10 protein-coding genes are annotated in these 16,819 nt (G+C 64.1%); 8 read left to right on the top strand and 2 right to left on the bottom strand.

What is annotated here, in order from left to right; translation table 11 throughout:
* Nucleotides 1-94 precede the first annotated feature (94 nt).
* Both J0I79_RS05505 and J0I79_RS05510 read left to right on the top strand, forming a co-directional pair.
* Nucleotides 95-2,989 (top strand): ribonucleoside-diphosphate reductase subunit alpha, encoded by a 2,895-nt coding sequence (locus tag J0I79_RS05505; protein ID WP_292855601.1) that lies wholly within the window; start codon nt 95-97, stop codon nt 2,987-2,989.
* 97 nt (nt 2,990-3,086) lie between these two features.
* Complete coding sequence (locus J0I79_RS05510) at nt 3,087-4,220, top strand: ribonucleotide-diphosphate reductase subunit beta (RefSeq protein WP_292855602.1); 1,134 nt, start codon at nt 3,087-3,089, stop codon at nt 4,218-4,220.
* 72 nt (nt 4,221-4,292) lie between these two features.
* On the opposite strand, the gene J0I79_RS05515 is transcribed toward J0I79_RS05510, so the two are convergent.
* Nucleotides 4,293-5,318 carry a LysR family transcriptional regulator gene (locus tag J0I79_RS05515; RefSeq protein ID WP_292855603.1) on the bottom strand — a complete coding sequence of 342 codons (1,026 nt, stop codon included), beginning with the start codon at nt 5,316-5,318 and terminating at the stop codon, nt 4,293-4,295.
* Nucleotides 5,319-5,428: 110 nt separating this feature from the next.
* Between J0I79_RS05515 and J0I79_RS05520 the strand changes: the two genes are divergently transcribed.
* On the top strand, nt 5,429-6,751 hold the full coding sequence (locus J0I79_RS05520) for an aromatic ring-hydroxylating dioxygenase subunit alpha (RefSeq protein WP_292855604.1): 1,323 nt from the start codon (nt 5,429-5,431) through the stop codon (nt 6,749-6,751).
* A 105-nt stretch (nt 6,752-6,856) separates the two neighbouring features.
* Here the strand turns inward: J0I79_RS05520 and J0I79_RS05525 are convergent, their stop codons facing one another.
* Nucleotides 6,857-8,278: a short-chain fatty acyl-CoA regulator family protein gene (locus tag J0I79_RS05525; protein WP_292855605.1), complete on the bottom strand. Its 1,422-nt coding sequence runs from the start codon at nt 8,276-8,278 to the stop codon at nt 6,857-6,859.
* A 185-nt stretch (nt 8,279-8,463) separates the two neighbouring features.
* On the opposite strand from J0I79_RS05525, the gene J0I79_RS05530 reads away from it, so the two are divergent.
* The 5 genes from J0I79_RS05530 (at nt 8,464) to metH (ending at nt 16,754) form a co-directional block, all read left to right on the top strand.
* On the top strand, nt 8,464-9,981 hold the full coding sequence (locus J0I79_RS05530; protein ID WP_292855606.1) for an MmgE/PrpD family protein: 1,518 nt from the start codon (nt 8,464-8,466) through the stop codon (nt 9,979-9,981).
* 24 nt (nt 9,982-10,005) lie between these two features.
* Nucleotides 10,006-11,172 (top strand): 2-methylcitrate synthase, encoded by a 1,167-nt coding sequence (prpC, locus tag J0I79_RS05535; RefSeq protein ID WP_292855607.1) that lies wholly within the window; start codon nt 10,006-10,008, stop codon nt 11,170-11,172.
* Nucleotides 11,173-11,181: 9 nt separating this feature from the next.
* Nucleotides 11,182-12,102, top strand: a complete 921-nt coding sequence (gene prpB / locus J0I79_RS05540; RefSeq protein ID WP_292855608.1) for a methylisocitrate lyase — start codon at nt 11,182-11,184, stop codon at nt 12,100-12,102.
* Nucleotides 12,103-12,124: 22 nt separating this feature from the next.
* The gene (locus J0I79_RS05545) at nt 12,125-12,787 is read left to right on the top strand and encodes an epoxyqueuosine reductase QueH (RefSeq protein ID WP_292855609.1); all 663 of its coding nucleotides are present in this window, start codon (nt 12,125-12,127) and stop codon (nt 12,785-12,787) included.
* 157 nt (nt 12,788-12,944) lie between these two features.
* Nucleotides 12,945-16,754: a methionine synthase gene (gene metH, locus J0I79_RS05550; protein ID WP_292855610.1), complete on the top strand. Its 3,810-nt coding sequence runs from the start codon at nt 12,945-12,947 to the stop codon at nt 16,752-16,754.
* Nucleotides 16,755-16,819 lie beyond the last annotated feature (65 nt).

A 16,819-nucleotide genomic window follows, 5' to 3' on the forward strand; every position in this document is an offset into this window, starting at 1 on the left:
GGGTGTCCCGGTGGTGCGCTTGCTGCGGCTGTCCGTACAGCTGTAGCGAATGCATGCGCCAAGGCCTCCGTCTCCAACACCATCGGGGATCATGATGCCGGCGCCTTCCACCACCCACACCAACGGGACCGAACGGGTTCCTTTTCCTATCATCGATACAGCAACCCAGCCTTCGCAGCCGGGCTATCAGGTTATCCGCCGCAACGGCTCGGTGACGCCTTTCGACGCCACCAAGATCGCGGTTGCGCTGACCAAGGCTTTTCTTGCGGTCGAGGGTTCGGTGGCGGCCGGCTCGCGGCGGGTACACGACGTGGTCGAGGAATTGACGGCGCAGGTTTTTGCCGCGCTGACGCGCCGGGCCGATACCGGGCGCACCTTCCACATCGAGGAGATTCAGGATCAGGTGGAACTGGCGCTGATGCGCAGCGAGCATCACAAGGTGGCGCGCGCCTATGTGCTCTACCGCGACGAGCGCAGCCGCGAGCGCCAGGCGGAGAAGAACAGCCCCACCGTGCCGGCGCCGGCGGCGCTGCAGGTCAAGGCCGAGGACGGCAGCCTGTCGCCGCTCGACGAGGCGCGGCTGCGGCGCGTCATCGACGAGGCCTGCGCGGGCCTCGACGCGGTTTCGGCCGAAACGATCCTCACCGAGACCCGGCGCAACCTCTATGACGGTATCACGCTGGATGAACTCTCGCTGGCGCCGATCCTGGCGGCGCGCACGCTGGTGGAAACCGAGCCGAACTATGCCTTCGTCAGCGCCCGTCTGCTGCTCGACCGCCTGCGGCGCGAGGCGCTGAGTTTCGTTTCGGGTCGCCCGGAACAGGCCACGCAAAGCGAGATCGCGACCCGCTACGCCAGCTATTTTCCGCAGAGCATCGCCACCGGCATCAAGGCCGAGCTCATCGATCCGGAACTCGGACGCTTCGACCTCGCGCGGCTTGGTGCGGCGCTGAAGCCGGAGCGTGACCTGCAGTTCCAGTTCCTTGGCCTGCAGACGCTTTACGACCGCTATTTCCTGCACACCAAAGGCAAGCGCTTCGAGCTGCCGCAGGCCTTCTTCATGCGCGTCGCCATGGGGCTCGCCGGGCGCGAGATCGACCGCGAGGCGCGCGCCATCGAATTCTACGACCTGTTGTCGTCCTTCGACTTCATGGCCTCGACCCCGACGCTGTTCAATTCGGGCACGCTCAGGCCGCAACTGTCCTCCTGCTTCCTCACCACGGTGGCCGATGACCTCGACGGCATTTTCAAGGCGGTGAAGGACAATGCGCTGCTGGCCAAATATTCTGGCGGGCTGGGCAATGACTGGACGCCGGTGCGCGGACTCGGCGCCCACATCAAGGGCACCAATGGCGAGAGCCAGGGCATCGTGCCGTTCCTGAAGGTGGCCAACGACACCGCGATCGCCGTCAACCAGGGCGGCAAGCGCAAGGGTGCGGTCTGCGCCTATCTCGAAACCTGGCATGTCGACATCGAGGAGTTCCTCGACCTCAGGAAGAACACCGGCGACGACCGCCGCCGCACGCACGACATGAACACCGCCAACTGGGTGCCGGACCTGTTCATGAGCCGTGTCGAGGCCGATGGCGAGTGGACGCTGTTCTCACCGGATGAGACATCGGACCTGCACGACCTCTACGGCAAGGCTTTCAAGACCGCGTACGAAGCCTATGAGGCCAAGGCTGAGACGGGCGCGATCAAGGTGTTCAGGAAGGTCCGCGCGCTCGACCTCTGGCGCAAGATGCTGACCATGCTGTTCGAGACCGGGCATCCCTGGATCACGTTCAAGGACCCCTGCAACATCCGCTCGCCGCAGGGCCATATCGGCGTGGTGCATTCGTCGAACCTGTGCACGGAAATCACGCTGAACACCTCGAAGGACGAGGTGGCGGTGTGCAATCTGGGCTCGGTCAACCTTGCCAACCACATCGCGAAGGACGGGCTCGATCTCGCGCATCTGGCGCGCACGGTCGGCACGGCCATGCGCATGCTCGATAATGTCATCGACATCAATTTCTACACCATCCCGGAAGCGCGCCAGTCCAACCTGCGCCACCGTCCGGTCGGGCTCGGCCTGATGGGCTTCCAGGACGCGCTGCAGGCGCTGCGCATTCCCTATGCCTCGAAAGAGGCCGTCGCCTTCGCCGACGCCAGCATGGAAGCGATCGCCTGGAATGCGATCTCGGCCTCTTGCGATCTCGCCGCCGAGCGCGGACGCTATCCGAGCTTCGAGGGATCGCTGTGGTCGAAGGGTGTGCTGCCGATCGACTCGATCCGCCTTGTGTCCGACGCGCGTGGCACGGTCGTCGACATGGACGGCTCGTCGAGCCTCGACTGGGAAAGCCTGCGCAAGCGCGTCAGGAAGACGGGCATGCGCAACTCCAACACCATGGCGATCGCGCCGACGGCGACCATCTCCAACATCTGCGGCGTGGCGCAGTCGATCGAGCCGGCCTACCAGAACCTGTTCGTCAAATCGAACATGTCGGGCGACTTCACGGTGGTGAACGCCTCGCTTGTGCACGACCTCAAGGCGCGCGGCCTGTGGGACGAGGTGATGATCTCGGACCTGAAATATTTCGACGGCTCGCTCGGCCAGATCGACCGCGTTCCCGACGACCTCAAGGCGCTCTACGCCACCGCCTTCGAGATCGACTCCGCCTGGCTGATCGAGGCGGCGTCGCGGCGCCAGAAGTGGATCGACCAATCGCAGTCGCTCAACCTCTACATCGCCAATCCCTCGGGCCGGAAGCTCGACGAGCTCTATCGGCTGGCCTGGCGCATGGGTCTGAAGACAACCTACTACCTGCGCTCGCGCTCGGCCTCGCATGTCGAGAAATCGACGCTGAAGGGCACGGACGGCAAGCTCAACGCGGTGTCGTCGGTGGCGGTCCATGCCGCCCCGCCCGCGCCGATCGTCATCAGCGAGGGCGCCGCGTGGGGTAAGGCCTGCGCCATCGACGATCCCGAATGCGAGGCGTGCCAGTAGGCGGCGAAAGCCGAGGTGACAGCCGATCTCCCCCACGAGGGGGAGATTGGCAGCGTCACCGCCGCGCCGTCTCAATAACGAACTGAAGGAAGAAAAAATGCTCGACTGGTCAGAACCCAAAGCGCCGCCCGCCGGTGCGCTCGCTCCTCTCCCCGCGGCGGAAAAGGCTCCGCTCGCCGATGTCACCGGCCTCGGCCTCATCGAACGCGGCGGCGGTCGTGTTCGTGTCGACGACAAGCGCATGATCAACGCGCGTGCCGATGTTAACCAGCTGCTCCCGCTCAAATATCGCTGGGCTTGGGAAAAGTACCTCAACGGCTGCAACAATCACTGGATGCCGACCGAAGTGTCGATGCAGGCCGACATCGCGCTGTGGAAGTCGAAGGACGGGCTGACCGATGATGAGCGGCGCATGCTCAAGCGCAATCTCGGCTTCTTTGCCGCCTCGGAATCGCTGGTCGCCAACAACATCGTGCTCGCCATCTACCGGCATCTCACCAATCCCGAATGCCGGCAGTACCTTTTGCGGCAGGCCTTCGAGGAGGCGATCCACACGCACACTTTCCAGTACATCGTGGAGAGCCTGTCGCTCGACGAGGGTGAACTGTTCAACATGTACCGCGAGGTGCCGTCGATCACCGACAAGGCGGCCTGGGCGCTGAAGCACACGCAGCATCTCGACGATCCGGATTTCCGCACCGGCACGCCGGAAGCCGATCAGGCGTTCCTGCGCGACCTCGTCGCTTTCTACGTCATCTTCGAAGGCATGTGGTTCTACACCGGCTTCGCGCAGATCCTGTCGCTGGGACGCCGCAACAAGATGGTGGGGATCGCCGAGCAGTACCAGTACATATTGCGAGACGAATCCATCCACCTGAATTTCGGTATCGACGTCATCAACCAGATCAAGATCGAGAACCCCCATCTGTGGACATCGGCCTTCCAGGACGAGGTGCGCGGCATGATCTCCCAGGCCGCGGCGCTCGAGGCGGCCTATGGCCGTGATACGATGCCGCGCGGGTTCCTCGGCCTCAACGCGGCACTGTGCGAAACCTACATGCACTTCATCGCCAACCGGCGCTGCGCCCAGCTTGGCCTGCAGCCGGTATTCGCCGAGGTGGAGAACCCGTTCTCGTGGATGTCGGAGGCGATGGATCTGAAGAAGGAGAAGAACTTCTTCGAGACGCGCGTTATCGAATACCAGAACGGCGGCGCGCTGGCCTGGGACTGACGGCTGCGTCGGCATCGCAACGCACCGGCGGGCGTTTCCGGTTGGGGCAGGGGGCTATTGCGCCAAGAGTATTCAGTGGACCGGCGCGTGGTCTCCTGCATGGACAGACGCGTAATGGCGCACGACCCAGGACCGGAACAGCGCGACAGCCGGATCGACCATGTCGTCCGGATGGACTGTGAGATAATAGCCGAACCCGGTTTGGCTGGTCGTCTGCGGGAAGGGAGTCACAAGGCGGCCGTCGGTAAGCTCGGCCGCGAACATGGCGGGATCGACCAATGTCACTCCGCCGCCGGCCATGGCATGTTGCACGGCAAGCGCTTCGGTCTCAAAGGCAAGCCCGCGCACGGCGCCCAGGTCGATGCCGCAATGGCGCGCGTGGATCGACCAGAAGATATCGAAGGGCTCGCCCTCCAGCTTGACGTGCAGCAGTTCGTTCGCGCGCAGGAAATCGGCAAGGCCGAGGCCTTCCGCCCGAGCCGCGATCTGTGGCGCGCAGGCTGGTGTCTGGTTGATCATCCAGAGCGGATCGCGAATGGCGTCGCCGACATGAGGCCGGTCGAAAACAACCGCGATATCGACGCTGCGTCCCGCCGGCAGCCCGACCCCATTGCTGCTCGATATGTCGATCGGCACGCCGGGAAACGCGCGGCGGAACTCTGCGATCAGCGATAGCCCCGCGACATGCAGGAATGTCGGCGGCATGTGAACCTTGAGGATGCGGCCGCTGGGGCCCGGCTCGCGCCGCAGCATCTTCAATGTCTCTTCCATGCGGTCGAACGAGGCCGTCACCACCGGCAGCAATGCGGCGCCGGCAGCGGTCAGCGACATGCCCTGCGCGCGTCGTTCGAGCAGCCGGCAGCCGAGATATTCCTCCAGCCGCCCGACATGCCGGCTCAACGCGCTCTGCGAGATATGGAGTGCGGCGGCCGCACCGGTGAAACTGAGCCGTCCGCCGACCGCCTCGAAGGCTCGCAGCGCGTTGAGCGGCAACCAGACCCGGCCGCCTCTCTGCTCCACACCTGACTCAGCGACGGCCTCGGCGCTCGCATCTTCGACGCAGACGAGCGGCGCACCACTGCTCTCACTGTTGCTCATCATCGCCTCCGCCGCTTCGCTTCTTGCCTGTATTCGATAGGGTTATCTAAAAACGCAATTTGAACAGTTCCAGACTGAGGTGCAAAGATTGCCCAAAAGGGGAAACCGCCATGCTCGATCTGGAAAGAATCCGCGACCTCGTCAACCAGCGCCGGTCCGGTCATACGCTGCCGCAGGATCTCTATAATGGTTCGGAGGTGTTCAAGTTCGATATCGAGGCCATCTTCGGTCAGTCCTGGATTCTAGCGGGCTTCACTTGTGAGATCCCGAGGCCGCGCGGCTATCTGGCCGTCACGATCGGTGGCTCGCCGGTGGTGATCACACGCGACGGTGAGGGCGTCTATCGCGCCTTCCACAATTCTTGCCGTCACCGCGGCGCGCAGGTTTGCGCGGACGGTGCAGGTGGGCGCGCGCGGCTCACCTGCCCTTATCACCAGTGGGTGTATGATCTCGACGGCAGGCTTGTCCATGCCCGCAATATGCCTGAAGATTTCGAGCCCGCCGAACATGGGCTGCGGCCATTGCATGTCGAAAACGTCGCCGGGGCGCTGTTCGTCTGCCTCTCCGAAACACCACCTTCATTCGCCCGTTTTCGCGCCGATCTCGAACCGCTGCTCGCCCCGCATCGGCTGGAGGGGGCCAAGATCGCCTTCCAGAACACGCTGGTCGAGCGCGGCAACTGGAAGCTTGTGATGGAAAATGCGCGTGAGTGCTATCATTGCGGCGTCAGCCACCCCGAACTATGCCTGACCTTCCCCATCGAGAGCAGTATTGATGGACATTTCACGGCGGCCGAGGATGCGCATTATGATGCTTTCGTCGCCCGCGTCGAAGAAGCCGGGCTCGGCAAGGGCCCTTTCATCGGACCATGGTGGCAGGTCGAGCGTTTTCCTCTGAACAAGGGCCATGCTTCGCTCACGATAGACGGTGCGCTTGCCTGCAGGAAGCTGATGGTCGAGGGCGCCGGCGACATAGGCTCGCTGCGCTGGGCCATCGAGCCGCACAGTTTCTGCCACTCGACCGCCGATACCACCGTCTATTTCAGCGCCATGCCGACGGCGTCGGGAGAAACCGTGGTGACCTGTAAATGGCTCGTCCACAAGGACGCGGTGGAGGGCGTCGACTACGACGTCGAGCATCTCACCGCCTTGTGGAACGTGACCAATCTTCAGGATCGCGACCTCGTGGAAAACAACCAGCGCGGCGTGAATTCGGTCGGCTATATGCCTGGACCCTACAGCCTGCCCGACGAATCCTATGTCCAGCGTTTCTCCGACTGGTACTGCGACAAGGCCATGGATTACATCGCTTCACGAACAGGCGTGGACGGCCGTCCGATCGAACTGCGCGGCGTAATTTCCGGCGCTGTCGAGAGCCCGCCGGGCCAAGTGACGCATGCGGATCAAAGCCGGCTTCCGCTCGGGCAGCAATAACAGAGCTACGCGGCGCCAGAAGCCTGGATTGTCTGCCAAAAAATCCGTTCTCATGGACACCCGGGCTACGGCTCGATGCGATATCGTAGCGCCGGGCGTCAAAAGTCAGCCCGTCGAATACGGCGCGAACGAGCTTTGGCTGTCGTCGACCATCAATGTCCTCGTCAGCGGCGGGAAGGCTCGTTGCGGGCAGGCCGGGCGCTCGCAGACCTTGCAGCCGGCTCCGATCAGCGTGCGCGCGGCCGGATCGTCCTGGACGATGCCTTGCGAATAGACGAGACGGCCAGCATGGTGCAGGTCGCAGCCGAGGCCTATGGCGAATGTCTTGGCCGGCGCTCGAAAGCCGCCTCGCGAACTCTCCACCATGCGCGCCACCCACAGGTAGGCGCGTCCGTCCGGCATCTCCGCCACCTGCGTCAAGATCCGGCCGGGGTTGGAGAAGGCATCATAGACGTTCCACAACGGACAGGTGCCGCCGACGCGCGAGAAGTGGAAATCCGTTGCCGATTGCCGCTTGGATATGTTGCCGGCGCGATCGACGCGGATCAAAAAGAAAGGCACGCCGCGCGCCTCAGGACGCTGCAGGGTGCTCAGCCGGTGGCAGACCGTCTCGAAACCAACGCCGAACTCGCGGCCGATCAGGTCGATGTCGTAGCGAAGGCGCTCGGCCAGTTGCAGGAACGGCTGATAGGGTAGCGTCAGCGCGCCTGCGAAGTAATTGGCAAAGCCGATACGCGCCAGCGAGCGCGCCTCCTCGTTCGAGAAAGAACCGCTGGTAACCAGTTCGTCCATCAGGCCACGCTGCTCGAGGAAGGCGAGTTGCGTTGCCATCTGGAACGCCTGCTGGCTGCGCCGCAGTCCGCGCGACAGCCACAGGGTCCGCGTGATCGGGTCGTATCTGCGCTGCACGGAAGAACCGATGTCGTCGGCAAGGTTGGCCAGCCGCACGCCGTGTAGTGCTTCCAGCCTGCCTGCCAGGGCTGGCCCCATCCGGCCCAGCGGCATGCCGAGCTCGCGGGCAACGGCTTCGGCGGCGCGATCCAGCCCATCGACATAATTGCGGCTGTCGTAGAAGAAATCGCGGACCTCCTCGAATGGCGTCGACGGCGCGCTGGCGAAGCCTCCCTGCCTGTCGTCCCCCAACCGGGCGGCGTAGGCCGCCGCCTGGTCGCTTGCTTGCTTCAGTCGGCGGCCTTGGGAGATGAAGGCGCGGGCGAGCGCAGGCATGTTGCCGGCAAGCTCTCGCAGGTCGGCCGCCGAGACGGGTTCGCCGATCGCGGGATCCGACAGCGCCTCGCGCAACTCGCCGATCAGCCGTGCATCGTCATCGTCGGAGAAGAACTGGACATCCGTGCCGAAGACGGCGTTGAGCTTCAGCAGCACCGAGACGGTCAGTGGCCGCTGGTTGTTCTCGATCTGGTTTAGGTAGGACAGCGAGATCGACAGGGCGTCGGCCAGAGCCTGCTGTGTCAGCCTGCGCTCCTCGCGCAGCCGCTTCAACCTTACACCCATGAATGCCTTCTTCACGCGTTACCTCGCTGCCAACCTCTTCGCAAACTTTGCAATTTCACAGAATTCCCTTCGCAAACCTCTGCATTTTCAGTGATTTACGAATTTCACTCTAAGTGGATATTGCGGAGTTGAAAAGCCTGCAGGAACAGCACGGCAGGCCTGCTCAACAGAGATCAACCAGCGTTCGAGGACATTGCCACGTGAAGTCGCATACAGTTCGCACCTATAAATCCGCCGAGGCGCTGGCGCGCGAGGACCAGTTGGCCTGGAAGATCGCCGCGGTCGCCGCCGACGCCGTGCCGCTGGACGCGGATGTCGTGGAGATGATCGGCAACCGCATCATCGACAATGCGTCGGTGGCCGCCGCCTCGCTGGCGCGCCACCCCGTGGCGAGCGCGCGGGCGCAGGCTCTCGCTCATCTCTACCAGCCGGGCGCGACCGTGTTCGGCCTGCCGGCGGCAAAGCGGGTATCGCCGGAATGGGCCGCCTGGGCGAACGGCGTGGCGGTGCGCGAACTCGATTTCCACGATACGTTCCTGGCCGCCGACTATTCCCATCCTGGCGACAATATCCCGCCGATTCTGGCGATAGCCCAGCATTGCGGCCTGTCGGGCGCGCAACTCGCCATGGGCCTCGCCGCGGGTTACGAAATTCAGGTCGATCTGGTGAAAGGCATCTGCCTGCACGAGCACAAGATCGACCATATCGCCCATCTCGGGCCGTCGGCCGCCGCCGGCATCGGCGCGGCGCTGGGTCTGCCGACCGAAGTGATCTATCAGGCCGTGCAGCAGGCTCTGCATGTCACCACCACCACGCGCCAGTCTCGCAAGGGCGAGATTTCAAGCTGGAAGGCCTATGCGCCCGCTTTCGCCGGCAAGATGGCCGTCGAGGCCGTGGACCGGGTGCTTCGCGGCGAGGGCGCGCCGTCGCCGGCCTGGGAGGGCGAGGACGGGTTCATCGCCTGGCTGCTCGGCGGGCCGAAAGCCGAATACCGTGTACCGCTGCCGGCGAAGGGGGAGGCCAAGCGCACCATCCTCGACACCTACACCAAAGAGCACTCGGCCGAATACCAGAGCCAGGCGCTGATCGACCTGGCCCGCCGCATGGGGCCGCGTATCGGCGATCTCTCAAAGGTGGCGGGCATCCTCATCCATACCAGCCACCACACCCACAATGTGATCGGCACCGGCGCCAACGATCCGCAGAAGATGGACCCGAAGGCCAGCCGTGAAACGCTCGACCACTCGATCATGTACATCTTCGCCGTCGCGCTGGAGGATGGCGGCTGGCACCATGAGCGCTCCTACGCACCGGAGCGAGCGAACCGGCCGGCGACAGTGGCGCTATGGCGCAAGATCAGCACCGTCGAGGACCCGGAATGGACGCGGCGCTATCACAGTCATGATCCCAGGGAAAAGGCATTCGGCGGCCGCGTCGTCGTCACGCTCGCCGATGGCCGCGTCATCGAAGACGAACTTGCCATCGCCGACGCCCATCCGCTGGGCGCGAGGCCCTTTGCCCGGCCCGACTACGTCAACAAGTTCCGCACGCTGGCCGACGGGATCGTCACCAGAGCCGAGCAGGACCGTTTCCTGGTGACGGTCGAGCACCTCCTGGACCTCAAGCCGGAGGAACTGACGGGGCTGAACTTCGCCGTCGAGGCCGACAGGCTGGGGCCGGCGGCGGCCACCGGAATTTTCGATTGGAAGCCGCTCTAACTCATTGTTTCAGGGGAGGACGACATGACCACACCCGCGCCCAAGAAGTCGGTCGCGCTGTCCGGCGTCATCGCCGGCAACACGGCGCTTTGCACAGTGGGGCGAACCGGCAACGACCTGCACTATCGGGGCTATGACATTCTCGACATCGCCGAGACCTGCGAGTTCGAGGAGATCGCGCATCTCCTCGTGCATGGCACGCTGCCGACCCTGGTCGAACTCGCGGCCTACAAGGCCAGGCTCCGGGCGCTGCGCGGACTGCCGCAGGTGGTGAAGCGGACGCTGGAACTGCTGCCGGCCAGCACGCATCCGATGGACGTGATGCGCTCGGGCGTTTCGGCGCTGGGCTGCGCGCTGCCCGAGGCGTCCGACCACAACCATCCGGGAGCCCGCGACATCGCGGACCGGCTGTTGGCATCCTTGGGTTCGATGCTGCTCTACTGGCACCATTTCGCTCACAACGGCCGGCGCGTGGAGGTCGAGACCGACGACGAGACGATAGGCGGGCATTTCCTTCACCTGCTGCATGGCTCGGCGCCCAGGCCCTCGCATGTCAAGGCGATGCATGTCTCGCTCATCCTCTATGCGGAGCACGAGTTCAACGCCTCGACCTTCACCGCGCGCTCGATTGCCGGAACCGGCTCCGATTTCTATTCGGCGATCACCGGCGCGATCGGCGCGCTGCGTGGCCCAAAGCACGGCGGCGCCAACGAGGTGTCCTACGAAATCCAGAAGCGCTACGCCCATCCGGACGAGGCGGAGGCCGATATCAGGCGCCGCGTCGAGGCCCGGGAAGTGGTCATCGGCTTCGGCCATCCCGTCTATACGCTCGCCGATCCGCGCAACAGGGTGATCAAGACCGTGGCAAGGCAACTTTCGGTGGACGCGGGCTCGACCAGGATGTTCGACATCGCCGAGCGCATCGAGACGACCATGGCCGACGCCAAGAAGATGTTCGCCAACCTCGACTGGTTCAGCGCCGTCTCCTACCATATGATGGGCGTTCCGACGGCGATGTTCACGCCGCTGTTCGTCATCTCGCGCATGTCCGGCTGGGCGGCGCATATCATCGAGCAGCGGCAGGACAACAAGATCATCCGTCCATCCGCCAACTATACCGGGCCGGACAATGTGGAGTTCGTGCCGATCGAACGCCGCGGGCGCGCCAATGCCGGCCAGAAGGCGGCCTGAGGAAAAGACATGCCCTATCTCGTAGCTTCCGACCTTCCCGAACAGCCTGCCGGCGAGCGCTTCCGGATGCTGGTCGAGCGTGGCGGGATCCTGCCGCTGCCCGGCGCGCATAATGGCATGGCCGGCCTGCAGGCGAAGGCGGCGGGCTTCGAGGCGCTCTACCTTTCGGGCGCGGCGATGACCGCGTCGATGGGACTGCCCGACCTCGGCATCATCACGGTCGACGAGGTGGCGTTCTTCATCCGCCAGATCTCGCGCGCAAGCGGGCTGCCGCTGCTCGTCGACGGCGACACCGGCTACGGCGAGGCGCTCAACGTCATGCACATGGTGCGCAGCTTCGAGGATGCCGGCGCGGGCGCGGTGCACATAGAGGACCAGCTGCTGCCCAAGAAATGCGGCCATCTCAACGACAAGAAGTTGGCCGACGCCCACGACATGGCGGCCAAGGTCGCCGCCGCCGCCAGGGCGCGGCGCCATCTCTACCTGATCGCGCGCACCGATGCGGCGGCCAGCGAAGGGCTCGACGGCGCGGTGGCGCGTGCTCGGCTCTACATCGAAGCCGGCGCCGACGCGATCTTCCCCGAGGCGCTCAATACGGCGGAGATGTTCCGGACCTTCGCCGCGCGCATGCCCGGCGTGCCGCTGCTGGCCAACATGACCGAGTTCGGCCGCACGCCGTTCTTCACCGCGTCGGAGTTCCAGGAGATGGGCTACCGCATGGTGATCTGGCCGGTTTCGTCGCTGCGCGTCGCCAACAAGGCGCAGGAGAGACTCTATACGGCGATCGCCCGCGACGGCGGCGCCCACCGCATGGTCGAGGCGATGCAGACCCGCGCTGAACTCTATGCGACGATCGGCCTGCACGACTATGAGGCACTCGACCAGTCCATCGTGCAGACCATCATCCCGGAAGGCATGCCGCAGCGTTGAAAAAGCTGCCGAAGACCGTTTCATGACCGATTTCGAGCGGCCGATCCTCACCCCGCCGGATGGCCACCGCAAGGTGCTGCTGCATTCGTGTTGCGCGCCTTGTTCGGGTGAGGTCATGGAGGCGATGCTGGCGTCCGGCATCGACTACACGATCTTCTTCTACAACCCCAACATCCATCCCGAGCGTGAGTACCTGCTGCGCAAGGACGAGAATATCCGCTTCGCCGAAACGCACGGCGTCGGCTTTGTCGATGCCGATTACGACAAGGACAACTGGTTCGCACGCGCCAAGGGCATGGAATGGGAGCCGGAGAGGGGCATCCGATGCACAATGTGCTTCGACATGCGGTTCGAGCGCACCGCGCTGCATGCGCATGAGCACGGCTTTCCGGTGATGACCAGTTCGCTGGGTATCTCGCGCTGGAAGAACATGCAGCAGATCAACGATTGCGGCCACCGTGCGGCCGCGCCCTACCAAGGGCTTGCCTATTGGGATTTCAACTGGCGCAAGGGCGGCGGCTCGGCGCGCATGATCGAGATCAGCAAGCGCGAGGAGTTCTACCAACAGGAATATTGCGGCTGCGTCTATTCGCTGCGCGACACCAACCTGCACCGGCGCCAGCAGGGGCGGGAGCCTATTGAACTCGGCAAGATGTTCTACAGCCGCGCCGAAGAGAAATCCTGACCGACGACCCGACCGCGCCGCTCCCGTTAAATCTGTCGACGCTGCGGCGGTCGCGGTTCGCGAGCGTCAGGCTGATCGATTGTCTTGCGGAAATCGTATGTTGACATAAAGATGTCCTTATGTGATGGCTTATGGGAAGTCGCCATAAGGACAAAAGATGTCGCATAGTACGTCCTCTCTGGACGATCTGTTCGGTCCCGTCGCGGAGAAATCCGACGGGTCAGAGGTGCTGGCCGCGCTTCAGGCTGCGGCGCGCGAACGCATCCTGATTCTCGACGGCGCCATGGGCACGCAGATCCAGGGGCTCGGATTTGACGAGGACCATTTCCGCGGCGAGAAGTTCGTCGGCTGCGCCTGTCACCAGAAAGGCAACAACGACCTTCTGATCCTCACTCAGCCGAAGGCGATCGAGGAGATCCATTACCAGTACGCCATTGCCGGCGCCGACATCGTCGAGACCAACACCTTCTCCTCGACATCCATAGCCCAGGCCGATTACGGCATGGAAAATGCGGTCTACGAACTCAACCGCGACGGGGCGCGGCTGGTCCGCCGCGCCTTGATCCGCGCGCAGCAGGAAGACGGCAAAAGGCGTTTCGTGGCCGGCGCGCTCGGGCCGACCAACCGCACCGCCTCGATTTCGCCCGATGTCAACAATCCGGGCTACAGGGCGACGTCGTTCGACGAACTGCGCATCGCCTATGGCGAGCAGTTGCGCGGCCTGATCGACGGCGGCGCCGATATCATCCTGATCGAGACGATCTTCGACACGCTGAACGCCAAGGCGGCGATCTTCGCGGCGGAGGAAATCTTCATCGAAAAGGGCATCCATCTGCCGCTGATGATATCGGGCACGATCACGGACCTGTCCGGAAGGACGCTTTCGGGGCAGACGCCGACCGCCTTCTGGCATTCGGTCCGCCATGCCAGGCCGTTCAGTGTCGGCCTGAACTGCGCGCTGGGCGCCGCCGCCATGCGCCCGCACCTGGCGGAATTGTCGGGCGCGGCCGAAACGTTCACCTGCGCCTATCCGAATGCCGGCCTGCCCAACGCCTTCGGCCAGTATGACGAGAGTCCCGATTTCATGGCTGCCCAGGTGGAGGAATTCGCCCGCGACGGTCTGGTCAACATCGTGGGTGGATGCTGCGGCTCCACGCCCGACCACATAAGGGCCATTGCCGAGGCGGTCGCGCGCCACGGGCCGCGCCGCCCGCCCGAGACGCAGCCGTTGATGCGGCTTTCCGGGCTCGAACCCTTCACGCTCACCAAGGATATCCCCTTCGTCAATGTCGGCGAGCGCACCAATGTCACCGGCTCGGCCAAGTTCCGCAAGCTGATCACCGCCGGCGACTATGCGGCTGCCCTGGACGTGGCGCGCGACCAGGTCGTCAATGGCGCGCAGGTCATCGACATCAACATGGACGAGGGCCTGATCGATTCGAAGAAGGCGATGGTGGAGTATCTCAACCTGATCGCCGCCGAGCCCGACATCGCGGTGGTTCCCGTGATGATCGACAGTTCCAAATGGGACGTCATCGAGGCCGGGCTCAAATGCGTGCAGGGCAAGCCGATCGTCAACTCGATCTCGATGAAGGAGGGCGAGGAAGCCTTCCTGCATCACGCAAGGCTGTGCCGCATGTATGGCGCCGCCGTCGTGGTGATGGCCTTCGACGAGCAGGGCCAGGCGGACACCAGGGCGCGCAAGGTCGAGATCTGCACGCGCGCCTACAAGCTGTTGACGCAAGAGGCGGGTTTCGCGCCCGAGGACATCATCTTCGATCCCAATGTCTTCGCGATCGCCACAGGCATCGAGGAGCACGACAATTACGGTGTCGACTTCATCGAGGCTGCCGGCGAGATCACGGCAACGCTGCCGCATGTCCATATCTCCGGCGGTGTCTCGAACCTGTCCTTCTCGTTTCGCGGCAACGAGCCGGTGCGCGAGGCCATGCACGCGGTTTTCCTCTACCACGCCATCCAGCGCGGCATGGACATGGGCATCGTCAATGCCGGCCAGCTGGCCGTTTACGAATCCATCGATCCGGACCTGCGCGAGGCCTGCGAGGATGTCGTCAACAACCGCCAGCCCAAGGCGGGCGGCACGGCCACCGAGCGCATGCTGGAGATCGCCGAACGCTACAAGGGCACGGCCGGCAAGGAGGGGAAGGAGCGTGACCTTGCCTGGCGCGATCTGCCGGTCGAGCAGCGGATTTCGCACGCGCTCGTAAACGGCATCACCGAGTTCATCGATGCCGACACCGAAGAGGCGCGGCTGGCCGCCGCACGTCCCCTGCATGTCATCGAAGGGCCGCTGATGGCCGGCATGAATGTCGTTGGCGACCTGTTCGGCGCCGGCAAGATGTTCCTGCCGCAAGTGGTGAAGTCCGCGCGGGTGATGAAGCAGGCCGTCGCGGGCCTGCTGCCCCACATGGAGGCCGAGAAGCTGGCCAACGGCGCGAACGGCCTCGACAATGGCGAGCGGCAGACGGCGGGAAAAATCCTGATGGCGACGGTGAAGGGCGATGTCCACGATATCGGCAAGAACATCGTCGGCGTCGTGCTGGCCTGCAACAATTACGAGATCATCGACCTCGGCGTCATGGTGCCGGCGGCAAAAATCCTGCAGACGGCGCGCGACGAAAAGGTCGATATCATCGGCCTGTCCGGCCTGATCACGCCCTCGCTGGACGAGATGGTGCACATGGCCTCGGAGATGGAGCGCGAGGGCTTCGACATTCCGCTTCTGATCGGCGGCGCGACCACCAGCCGCGTGCATACGGCGGTGAAGATCCACCCGCGCTACTCCAAGGGGCAGACGGTCTATGTCACCGACGCCAGCCGCGCCGTCGGCGTGGTTTCCGCGCTTCTTTCCAACGAAACGAAGGCCGGATATGTCGAGACCGTCCAGGCCGAGTACAAGAAGGTCGCGGACGCGCATCATCGTTCGGAGGCCGACAAGCAGCGGCTGCCGCTCGCCAAGGCCAGGGCCAACGCCCACAAGGTCGACTGGTCGGCGTATCAGTCGCCGAAGCCTACCTTCACCGGCGTGAAAGTGTTCGACAGCTGGGATCTCGCGGAACTCGCCGGCTATATCGACTGGACGCCTTTCTTTCAGACCTGGGAGCTGAAAGGCCGCTATCCCAAGATCCTCGAGGACGAGGCGCAGGGGCCGGCCGCTCGCCAACTTTTCGAGGATGCCCAGGCGATGCTGCAAAAGATCATCGCGGAAAAATGGTTCGCGCCGAAGGGCGTCATCGGCTTCTGGCCAGCCAATGCCGTGGGCGACGACATCAAGCTGTTCACCGACGAGGCGCGGTCGCACGAACTGGCGACCTTCTTCACGCTGCGCCAGCAACTGACCAAGCGCGACGGCAAGGCCAATGTCGCGCTGTCGGATTTCGTCGCGCCGGTCGACAGCGGCAAACCGGACTATATCGGCGGCTTCATCGTCACCGCCGGTATCGAGGAAGTGGCGATCGCCGAGCGTTTCGAACGCGTCAATGACGACTATTCCTCTATCATGGTCAAGGCGCTGGCCGACCGCTTCGCCGAGGCCTTCGCCGAGCGCATGCACGAGAAGGTGCGCAAGGAATTCTGGGGCTATGCGTCCGACGAGGCCCTGGCGCCGGAGGAACTGATCGGCGAACCCTATCGCGGCATACGCCCGGCGCCCGGCTATCCGGCGCAGCCCGACCACACCGAGAAGAAGACGCTGTTCGCGTTGCTCGATGGCGAGCGCAATGCAGGGGTAAGCCTGACCGAGAGCTACGCGATGTGGCCGGGCTCGTCGGTGTCCGGCATCTATCTGGCGCATCCCGAAAGCTATTATTTCGGCGTCGCCAAGGTCGAACGCGACCAGGTCGAGGACTATGCCCGCCGCAAGGCCATGCCGCTGGCCGAGGTCGAACGCTGGCTAGGGCCCATCCTCAACTATGTGCCCCAGCACTATGCGGAGGCTGCGGAGTAGGTACACCGCTCTGTCGTCTTTTGCTTCGGGCGGCGTCGCTTTCCTGTGAACCACGGGCGGGCTTC

The organism is Mesorhizobium sp. (genome assembly GCF_017306585.1).
GTDB lineage: Bacteria > Pseudomonadota > Alphaproteobacteria > Rhizobiales > Rhizobiaceae > Mesorhizobium.